The sequence below is a fragment of the Microcystis sp. M31BS1 genome (assembly GCF_020245285.1).
In the GTDB taxonomy this organism is placed as follows: domain Bacteria; phylum Cyanobacteriota; class Cyanobacteriia; order Cyanobacteriales; family Microcystaceae; genus Microcystis; species Microcystis panniformis.
Genome location: NZ_JADBVE010000347.1, coordinates 1 through 9,143 on the forward strand (window position 1 = coordinate 1; position 9,143 = coordinate 9,143).

The following is a 9,143-nucleotide window of genomic DNA, read 5'->3' on the forward strand; positions in this document are numbered from 1 at the left end:
CCAATAAAGCTGAGAGGGAATCCGAACTAGGGAAGTATTCGGAGGTCTGTACCAGATTGTGTCTCGATGCGGTAGTCTCTACTTGCGTCGCCTAAATTGGTTTAGGCAAGCTCCGTCCCTTTTAGGGCGGGGTTAGTGACAGGAGGTTAGCGATCAAAAGGACGACGACGTTGCAAGAATTCGGGGATATCTAACCCCGCGGGTTTTGGTGGTTCGGGAGTGGGTGCCGGACTGGGTGCGGGGGTATTGATCACCACCTTGCTACCGGTGGGACGAGAGGGGGAATCGCCGGAAAAACCGGTGGCAATGACGGTAATTCTGACTTCTCCCTGCATTTTCTCGTCAATTACTGCCCCAAAGATGATATTAGCGTTGGGATCCACCACTTCATAGATAATTTCGGCGGCGGCATTGACTTCGTGTAGGGTTAGATCTTGACCGCCGGTGATGTTAAAGACTACGCCTTTCGCCCCTTCGATCGAGGATTCCAGTAACGGTGAGGATATAGCCGCGATCGCGCCTTCCTTAGCCCGAGATTTTCCCGAACCGATGCCGATGCCCATTAGGGCCGAACCCGCATCGGCCATCACTGCCCGCACATCGGCGAAATCCACATTTACCAGACCGGGGATAGTGATAATATCCGAGATACCCTGTACCCCTTGCCGCAGCACATCATCAGCGACCCGAAAAGCCTCCTGTAGGGGAGTGTCGGCGGGTATCACCTGTAATAACTGGTTATTGGGGATAATAATCAGGGTATCGACCCGACTTTGTAAACCCCCCACCCCCTCATCGGCCTGATTAGTGCGACGACGACCCTCGAAGGTAAAGGGACGAGTCACAACTCCCACGGTCAAACAGCCGATTTCTTTGGCAATTTCGGCCACAATTGGAGCGGCCCCTGTTCCCGTGCCGCCGCCCATGCCGGCGGTAATAAAGACTAGATCGGTTCCTTCCAATGCTTGGGCGATTTCATCCCGGGACTCTTCCGCCGCTTTCTGTCCGATCGCCGGATTGCCGCCCGCCCCTAGGCCGCGGGTTAATTTCGTCCCGATTTGTAACCTCTGGGGGGCGGAGGAGTGGGCCAGGGCCTGGGCATCGGTGTTAATTGCCCAAAATTCGATTCCGGTCACGCCGCTGGCGATCATGCGGTTAACGGCGTTACAGCCCCCACCGCCGACCCCGATCACCTTGATCTTGGCGACATTGCTCGGCACGATGCGATTACTACGACTTTCTTCTCGGGGTGTCATCTGTGATTCATGGGGACGAGTAAATAATACTCCAGCATTATTCTGAGAGTAATGATTATCTTCGCTCATAGCTGAACTGGCATAATCGTTACTGTTCAGATTGGGATAGGTGGGAACGATTTCATTAATCGATGTCATTGGAATTGGAACACTCTTAGTACAAGATTCTGTTATTGATTTGATGAATTAGAGATGCAATGTTAACACTATCACTAATATTATGTCGGTTCCAGTATCTACATTATCAGTTTCTAGTTCAGAAAATCATAATTTGGGGTTTTTGCCAATACCTAAAGGGAATAATTGCGGTTATTTGCTGATCAATTCCAGTTAATCCCTAGTAGTTGCCGTTACTTTGGCAACCATAGGGGCTGGCTGCGGTTTTAATTGTACAGTGGGAGCATCGGGATTACTCAGGTCAATGTAGAGAATTCGCGCTAGAGGTATCTTGGATGACAATGGCCGCGATTGTACGAGAGCGGTTAACTTTTCGGGCAATCTATCCTTATAAAAACCTAAATAGACCTGTCCCAGTTCAGTTTTTAGTACAAGGTTACTAGGATTGCGCCAATCGATGGCGGTAACTTGAATCGATAAGTTATCAATTAAGGGATAAATTTTTTGCCACTGTTGTTGATATTGTCGGTCGTAACCAAGCACTTCTAGGCTAGGTAATTGGGTTTTGGGCAGAGTTCGACCATAATAGTTTTGAGGAATTATCGTTCCGGTGGCATCTAAAAAGCCTTGCTGTTGATGAGAACGCCAACGGGCAACAGGTTTTCTTTCTTGAATAGAAACAATCACTTTCGGGGGTAATAATTGCCGCTCGATCTTAACGTCGGCAATAGCGGGAATAGCCGCTAATTTTTCTCGCAATTGATGGGTGGGTAATTCCCAGAGAGACAGAGGATAGCTTAATTTTAGCCAAGCACGAATCGACTCGGGTGACATTAATTCCGTGCCTGCGATTTCCACCTGTCCGGCCTTGGTAATTGTCCAATAGGGTGAAGTCATCCCCCAAGCTAATCCCGTCGCTAAACCACCAACCACCAGAAAGCGACCTAGAGCTTGCCACACCTTTGATCGCCTTTGGTGGCGCAGGTTTTGTCGTTTTTGTTCCAGGGAGAGGGAAGAAAGGATTTGATCGCTCATAGGGAAAATCCAGGACAGTTTTGCTGTTATCTTAGGTCGCAAGGTGGGCTGCTGGCAACTTGATCGCCACTCAAGTAATCAGTTTGACAAAGAAAGAGATAATAAATGTTATAACAGTAGTAGTCTACAGGCGTTCTTTTGTCTGTCTCCAGTAAACCTAAACGCTCCTTTTTGCCAAGATATTTCGACGGTCAGCCAGAAAGAGCGTTCCGGCAAGAACAGCCTAATTTATCCGAAAATTACCTATGGTTATCAACAAACGCGGACTTGTTCTCGGTGCTACAGCAGTGGTCCTGTCTACCGTCGCCGTCACGGGGGCGGGATTCCGTCTCTCCCAAAGTCAAGCTTTTTTTCAGGAAAGTCCCAAGGAAACCGTTGATGAGGTTTGGCAGATCATCAACCGCACTTATTTAGATGGCACTTTTAATCAATCGGACTGGAACGCCATCCGCAATCAGTATTTAAATCGTTCCTACAAAAATCAAGAGGAAGCATACACCGCTATCCGCGAGATGTTGAAAACTCTCAATGATCCCTATACCCGTTTTATGGATCCCAAAGAGTTTAACAATATGAAGATCGATACATCGGGAGAATTGACCGGGGTAGGGATTCAACTGACCAAAGATGAGAAAACTAAGCAGTTAGTCGTGGTTTCACCCATTGAAGACACTCCCGCTTCTAAAGCTGGTGTGCTGCCTAAAGATGTGATTATCGCTATCGATGGTAAATCTACCGAAGGTATGGAACTGGAGCAAGCGGTGAGCATGATCCGCGGCAAAGTGGGGACAAGCGTTAAGATCACGATTCAACGGGGTGAGGAGAAGAAAGAATTGACTCTTACCCGGGCCAAAATTGAAATTCACCCGGTGCGCGCCCACACGGAAAACACCCCGATCGGTAAAATCGGTTATATCCGTCTTAATCAATTTAGCGCCCAAGCTAGTGGCGATATGAGTCAAGCGATTCGCGAATTGGAAGCTGAAGAGGTGAAGGGTTATATTCTCGATCTGCGTTCTAACCCCGGCGGTTTACTCTACGCCAGCATCGAAATCGCTCGGATGTGGATACCCGATGGTTTAATTGTCTCTACGGTCGATCGCAAAGGGGTGACGGAACGTCAACGGGCCAACAATCAAGCTTTGACTAATAAACCGCTGGTTGTTCTCGTCGATGGTGGTTCCGCCAGTGCCAGTGAAATTCTCTCCGGAGCTTTACAGGATCATGATCGGGCGGTTATTGTCGGTACGAAAACCTTTGGTAAGGGATTAGTGCAATCGGTACGCAATCTCAGTGACGGTTCGGGATTAGCGGTGACAATTGCCAAGTATCTTACCCCCAAAGGACGCGACATCAATAAAGATGGTATTCATCCGGATGTGGAGTCGGAACTGAGCGAGGAAGATCGCAAAAATCTTCAACAGGAACGGGATCGTGTGGGAACCTTCCAGGATCCTCAATTCAAGAAGGGTTTTGAAATCTTGGAAAAAGAAATCACTGAAGGCAAGAAAACGCCCACCAATACCGCTAAACAATAGGTTGACATTTGCCCGCTCGAATTAAACCCACCCGACGGGCGATCGCTTCTCCCCGCTCGGCAAAAGGACCCCAGTATTGACCATTAACTGGGGTTTTTCCGTTTTCTAGGGCTATAATCTGACAAATTCCCGTATTTTCCTGGACAATGTACCAGTTTTGTTCGCTATTATCCATAGATTTTTCTCCTTATACCCCAAACCCTAGGGTTGATTCATCGTAGGGTTGATTCATGAATCAACCCTACCCCAAACCCCACACCCCAAACCCCACACCCGAAACCCCACGAAAAACTTTTTGCCGCAAACCCGAAGTAAAAAATTTTTATCAACTTCTTGACAAAACCGGGGAGATAAATGCTAATATTAAAAAGGTCTGTCCAATGGGGATTAGCCAAGCGGTAAGGCAGCGGGTTTTGGTCCCGCCATTTCCTAGGTTCGAATCCTAGATCCCCAGTTTAAGATTTTTTATTCCCAGTCCGCCAATGATTGAGAATATCCTCGATCAAAGCTTCCTTGAGCCAAATGCGAGCGATAAGCGTCAGGGGGACCGCCAGAAATAGCCCTAAAAAGCCAAAAATCGAGGCAAAAAACAACTGGGCCAACAGGGTAAAAGCGGGTAAGAGCCTGAGCGACCGCACTGTTAAAATGGGCAGCGGTGAATGACGGTCGAAATATTGAATTAACAGATAAATACTGCTGTAGAGTAGTAAAACCGCCCAGGGTTGCCAGGGAGCTTCCAGAAGGGCGATAGAAAAGGGTAAAATCGTGCTTAGAACCGGCCCGAGGTTGGGGATAAAGGTGAGAAATCCTGCCAGAATAGATTGGGAAAAAGCGAGGGGAATGCCAATCAGGGATAGACCCAAGCAACTGCCCAAGGTCATAATCAACATATGACAGAAAATCCCTTTCAGCCAAGCTTTTAAATCTCGATCGCACTGTTCTAGGATCGATCGTACTCTAGGACGGTAGAAAGCGGGAAATAAACGCAGAAAACAACGGTGGTAAGCGGCAGGATCGGCGAGAATCATCAAGCTCAGGGCAATAATTAGCAGTAAGCTGAGGATAATGCCGAAAGTACCGTAAAAAATGCTCAAACCCCGGCCGGCAATTTGGTTAATCAGGGGTTGTAATTGAGCCAGCAGGGTTTTAAAGTCTGGAAAGACACTGGCCAAACTAGGATCGAGATAATCCTCAAGACGATGCACTTGTCCCCAGAGTCTTTCTATAGCTTGGGGAAGTAAACTAAATAATTGGCGAAATTGTTTGACTAAAGCGGGTATAATTCCCACAAAAATACCGATAATACCAATAAAGAAGCTAAAAAGAGTGATAATTAGGGCGTGGGAACGCTTGAGGTGATGACGCTGCCACCAAGTCACGGCTAAATTTAAAATCTGCGCCAGAAGAATCGCCATCAATAATAATAAGAGAATCTGTCGAATCTGCCAGAGAATCAACAGACAAAAGACTAACAGGACTAAACCGAGGCTGCTGCCAAAAGTCATGATGAGTAAGGAGAAAAATTCCTAATCAGTTATTGTCCGTCTCCAGAGGGCAAAAACCGTGAGCAGAAAAGGAGTAAAAACCAGAATTAAAGTGTTAAGAGGACTGGGAGCGATCGATAATAAAGGGGCAAGATATTTAATTCCCAGGGAAATCAAAGCCGATATCAAGATTATTTTGATAATAAAGCCGCTCATAGATCAATGTTTAGATGGCATAAGCACTATCTTATCCCTGAAGAGGTTAAAAATTGCTCAAAATGTGGAAATCATACCCCATCAGTTTTATTAATACTAGGGCGAAGGGGCTAGATTTTCTGGGGGAGGTCGGTTCTGAGGGAACGGGAAAGTGTGAGACAATGGAAAGAAAAGGCTTAGTCAATTAACTAGAGATATTCATTGCTAAGTGGGTGGGTGGAATTAAATATAAGATGAACGTAGGTTGGGTTGAAGCATGAAACCCAACACCTGCATGGGTTACGCTACCGCTAACCCATCCTACAAACAATTTTGCCTCCCTACTTAGGACTTAAGACTTAATGGCAAGGATGAATCTTGACAGCAAATAAGATTTACCCTGTCCACCGTCCCTATCGTGCCGCCAATAGTCACCGTGATCACTTTAACTCTTTTACACCCCAGCCAGGCCACGCCCCTACAACATTGGCAATTTGACAATGATCAATCAACCATTCTCATCGGCAGGGCGCTGGATAATCATGTAGTTCTCTATAGTGCTGTGGTTTCGAGGCGGCACTTAGAAATCCGCCATAATAATGATCACGATGATTGGGAATTGGAAAATTTAGGGGCAAATGGGACGTTTCTCAATGGCAAACCGGTCGAGAAAACCGTCGTCGTTGATGGTATGGTGGTTCGTTTAGCCGCCTCCGGCCCGCAAATTCAAATTCGTCTCATCAATGAGGACGAGCAACCAAAATTAATCCTCAAACCCCTAGAGGCTCCTTTGGTGGGCGACCAAACCCAGCCGGAAAAGGATACTATAGCCAGCTAGAAAATATTAAATTTTTATAAAGTTTTTTCAATTTCCTTAACAAAATGTAAAAATAGATACAGAATAAGAAATAAAATCTTCTAACTTGTTGTCCCTAAATAGAGACGACAAGAGAGATTAAAGTCACTTTAAAGCATTGCAGGGAGTCGGTGATATGACGTTAGCCTATCGAGGAGTTAAGTACGAAAGGGATTCTCTCCCCTTGGAGATGAAGACCGGAGATATCGGGGGTAAATACCGAGGTCAAGACTGGAATCACCATTATCCTCGCCATATGCTCCAATTAGAACCGAAACTGCATCGTCAGTATCGTGGAGTTGCCTACAGCACCCGTCCTCATCTTACCGGGCAAGTCATCCCAAGCACTTGTCCGTTGCCTGTTGTCAAACCCCCTGTTGTTGTCCAAGAGGAAACCCTTTCTAGCATCCATCTGAACAATATTCGTCTTCGTCTGGAACGTCGTTTACAAATCGCTCAAGAGAATGGTGACGAAACCCTCGTTAATCTCTTGAAAAAAGAATCCCAAGACTTAGCCTTAAACTGCTAATCTAGCAGTTTTTTTGCCACTTTCCCCTCGGTTCTGCCGGGGGGAATATTTTTGGGACTAAAAATGACACCCAGAGAAATTATCACCCTGGTTAGGAGTTTACAGGCTTTTAATTATATTAGGTCGAGGTCTATTTTAGTTCGGGTTCGGATGGGGGCGTTGTATCATTTCCACAACATTTTTGATACCTTGGATAAAAGTTTGAAAACTACGGGATTTATTTTCAGTTAGGGAAAGATGGGGGGCAATCTGTTTAGAGTGGGTTCCTGCATAATACTCTTTCACTAGCTTTTTTAATTCTTGTTTGGCCGAGTTAAGCAGGTCTGGTTCTCTGTATTTACTTTTATTTTGTTTTTGGCCGAGACTATTTAAATTATACGCCTTGGCCACCGCTGCTAAATCTCCCAGAAACCAAGATTCTAATTCATGGCAAATAATCCGAATTAAGACTTGAGCATCACTGGCATTTTGACAAATTTTCCCTAGTTCTTTTTTGAGTTTTTGACAATCGTGGGAATCCTGATCATGGACAATAATAAATTTGGTATTGGGACTAGATTTCTTGAAAGCTTTGAGTTTTATAGGAATAGATTTGGCTAGGTCTTGTTTACCTTGATGACTAATACATATATAGCTTATTTCTGGGGGAATAAGTTTAGGCAAAAGTTCTTCTAACACATTTTTTATAGATGACTCTTCTAGCAAAAATACGATATCATAGTTCATTAGGGTTCTACTCCTTCAAACCAGCCTTGATTCCAAAGATAGCCGGGTAAATCGCCTTCCGCTACTAAGTTTTTGAGGATTTCGTTATCGGCAGCCCTATGGATTTGGGTGATACCTTGGGATTTAATTAGCCAGAAAATACTAGCTAGTGGAACCGCATTGAGAAAATCGGGAGAGTGGCTAGAAACAAATACCTGACCCCCCTGATCGCTATAGTGGGCGAATTCTTCGGCTAGTTCTTTTAATAAAGTAGGATAAAGTTGGTTTTCTGGTTCTTCGACACAGAGTAGGGGATGAGGATTGGGATCGAATAGTAATATTAAATAAGCGAACATTTTCATAGTCCCGTCAGAAACATAGCGATCAATAAAAGGGTCTTTAAAGGCCTGATCTTGAAAACGTAAAATCAAGCGACCGTCTTCGGTTTCTTTGGCTTCCACAGAAGAAATACCCGGAACTCGTTGTTTCATTTTTTCGAGAATTTGCTGAAAAATTTCGGGATATTGTTGATAAATATATTGAGCAACTGTAGCTATATTGTCGCCAGTGGTGGATAAGTGTTCAGCATAAGATATTTCTTTACTTCCTCTAGCTTCGCTAATATGAAAGTCAGAAACGTGCCAATTTTCAATCAGAGAACGAAAGGCTGTAGCGGCTTTAAAACGTTGAAATTGTCCTAATCCTTTGATTGCTAGTATATCGTTAGATTCTAGCTGTTGTTCTTCTCGATCGAGTTCTTTATCCGGTTTACTAAAATCTTCTTCGTTGGTGATAGCATATCCTTGACCAAGTTGAAAATCTAAAAAATGAAAAGGTTTACCGTGTTCACCCCGTTTATAGCGAAGTATTTCGCGTTTGATAACGGGGCGATTATTGTTTTGTCCAATTATGATTTGATAAGTAACCAGACGTTCTGTATCTAAGATTTTCATGCGAAATTGCAGCTCGATTTCAATATCTTCCTGTTCCTGACCTCTAGTGATAATTTCTCTATAACCGCCGCGAATTTGTAAGGCTTGGCGAATGTTGTTTTTGAGGGCATCTCGCAGAAAACCAAAAATATCAAATAGAGTAGATTTTCCCGTGCCGTTAGCTCCAATAATCACACAAAAAGGGGGAATATCTCTTATGTGTATGTTTTTAAACATACGATAGTTTTTTATTTTAATAGAAACAATTTTCATGATATAATCGAGTCATTATAGTTTTTTTGATTATACGATTGATCAGGTGAAGATAAGTAGGTAGGCGTTAAAAATTATCAGACACCCCCCTTATCAAGGGTAGGGCTGTTTCATTCTCCCATCAGAATATCAAAAGTAAAAGCGATCACTATCAGGTAAAATGAGAAGTGACCGCCAACCTTTCAAATATATGTTGAGCTTAATAGAAAAACTGAAACAAGTC

At 44.5% G+C, this 9,143-nt stretch carries 10 protein-coding genes and 1 tRNA gene; 4 read left to right on the forward strand and 7 right to left on the reverse strand.

Annotation, left to right across the window (positions count from 1 at the left end):
- Nucleotides 1–146: 146 nt before the first annotated feature.
- Together ftsZ and IM509_RS19660 are read right to left on the reverse strand one after the other, a co-directional pair.
- Entirely contained in the window at nt 147–1,394 is a 1,248-nt protein-coding gene (ftsZ, locus tag IM509_RS19655) for a cell division protein FtsZ (protein WP_072926961.1), read from the reverse strand.
- Between the two features lie 192 nt (nt 1,395–1,586).
- Complete coding sequence (locus IM509_RS19660) at nt 1,587–2,408, reverse strand: cell division protein FtsQ/DivIB (protein WP_185237654.1); 822 nt, start codon at nt 2,406–2,408, stop codon at nt 1,587–1,589.
- 245 nt (nt 2,409–2,653) lie between these two features.
- On the opposite strand from IM509_RS19660, the gene ctpC reads away from it, so the two are divergent.
- A complete protein-coding gene (ctpC, locus tag IM509_RS19665; RefSeq protein ID WP_185237653.1) occupies nt 2,654–3,946 on the forward strand; it encodes a carboxyl-terminal processing protease CtpC in 1,293 nt (430 codons plus the stop codon).
- Here ctpC and IM509_RS19670 read toward each other — a convergent pair.
- Complete coding sequence (locus IM509_RS19670) at nt 3,936–4,121, reverse strand: hypothetical protein (protein WP_002789307.1); 186 nt, start codon at nt 4,119–4,121, stop codon at nt 3,936–3,938. The genes ctpC and IM509_RS19670 overlap by 11 nt on opposite strands.
- Before the next feature lie 206 nt (nt 4,122–4,327).
- On the opposite strand from IM509_RS19670, the gene IM509_RS19675 reads away from it, so the two are divergent.
- Nucleotides 4,328–4,400, forward strand: a tRNA-Gln gene (locus IM509_RS19675).
- Nucleotide 4,401: 1 nt separating this feature from the next.
- On the opposite strand, the gene IM509_RS19680 is transcribed toward IM509_RS19675, so the two are convergent.
- Nucleotides 4,402–5,451 (reverse strand): AI-2E family transporter, encoded by a 1,050-nt coding sequence (locus IM509_RS19680; RefSeq protein ID WP_185237652.1) that lies wholly within the window; start codon nt 5,449–5,451, stop codon nt 4,402–4,404.
- Between the two features lie 21 nt (nt 5,452–5,472).
- The gene (locus IM509_RS19685; protein ID WP_167341553.1) at nt 5,473–5,646 is read right to left on the reverse strand and encodes a hypothetical protein; all 174 of its coding nucleotides are present in this window, start codon (nt 5,644–5,646) and stop codon (nt 5,473–5,475) included.
- Between the two features lie 415 nt (nt 5,647–6,061).
- Here IM509_RS19685 and IM509_RS19690 point away from each other — a divergent pair, with 415 nt between their 5' ends.
- Together IM509_RS19690 and IM509_RS19695 are read left to right on the forward strand one after the other, a co-directional pair.
- Nucleotides 6,062–6,463: an FHA domain-containing protein gene (locus IM509_RS19690; RefSeq protein ID WP_052278503.1), complete on the forward strand. Its 402-nt coding sequence runs from the start codon at nt 6,062–6,064 to the stop codon at nt 6,461–6,463.
- Nucleotides 6,464–6,617: 154 nt separating this feature from the next.
- Nucleotides 6,618–7,010, forward strand: coding sequence for a DUF4278 domain-containing protein (locus tag IM509_RS19695; RefSeq protein WP_002765208.1), 393 nt, complete (start codon nt 6,618–6,620; stop codon nt 7,008–7,010).
- 135 nt (nt 7,011–7,145) lie between these two features.
- Here the strand turns inward: IM509_RS19695 and IM509_RS19700 are convergent, their stop codons facing one another.
- Together IM509_RS19700 and IM509_RS19705 are read right to left on the reverse strand one after the other, a co-directional pair.
- Nucleotides 7,146–7,736 (reverse strand): DUF4276 family protein, encoded by a 591-nt coding sequence (locus IM509_RS19700; RefSeq protein ID WP_052277296.1) that lies wholly within the window; start codon nt 7,734–7,736, stop codon nt 7,146–7,148.
- A complete protein-coding gene (locus IM509_RS19705) occupies nt 7,736–8,920 on the reverse strand; it encodes an AAA family ATPase (protein ID WP_052277297.1) in 1,185 nt (394 codons plus the stop codon). The genes IM509_RS19700 and IM509_RS19705 overlap by 1 nt, the downstream gene beginning before the upstream one ends.
- Nucleotides 8,921–9,143: the final 223 nt, after the last annotated feature.

Bases quoted from the DNA above. Each gene is read 5' to 3' on its own strand.
- IM509_RS19660 (WP_185237654.1), bottom strand. From the start codon at position 2,408: ATGAGCGATCAAATCCTTTCTTCCCTCTCCCTGGAACAAAAACGACAA.
- IM509_RS19695 (WP_002765208.1), top strand. From the start codon at position 6,618: ATGACGTTAGCCTATCGAGGAGTTAAGTACGAAAGGGATTCTCTCCCC.
- ctpC (WP_185237653.1), top strand. From the start codon at position 2,654: ATGGTTATCAACAAACGCGGACTTGTTCTCGGTGCTACAGCAGTGGTC.
- IM509_RS19685 (WP_167341553.1), bottom strand. From the start codon at position 5,646: ATGAGCGGCTTTATTATCAAAATAATCTTGATATCGGCTTTGATTTCC.
- IM509_RS19680 (WP_185237652.1), bottom strand. From the start codon at position 5,451: ATGACTTTTGGCAGCAGCCTCGGTTTAGTCCTGTTAGTCTTTTGTCTG.
- ftsZ (WP_072926961.1), bottom strand. From the start codon at position 1,394: ATGACATCGATTAATGAAATCGTTCCCACCTATCCCAATCTGAACAGT.
- IM509_RS19670 (WP_002789307.1), bottom strand. From the start codon at position 4,121: ATGGATAATAGCGAACAAAACTGGTACATTGTCCAGGAAAATACGGGA.
- IM509_RS19705 (WP_052277297.1), bottom strand. From the start codon at position 8,920: ATGAAAATTGTTTCTATTAAAATAAAAAACTATCGTATGTTTAAAAAC.
- IM509_RS19700 (WP_052277296.1), bottom strand. From the start codon at position 7,736: ATGAACTATGATATCGTATTTTTGCTAGAAGAGTCATCTATAAAAAAT.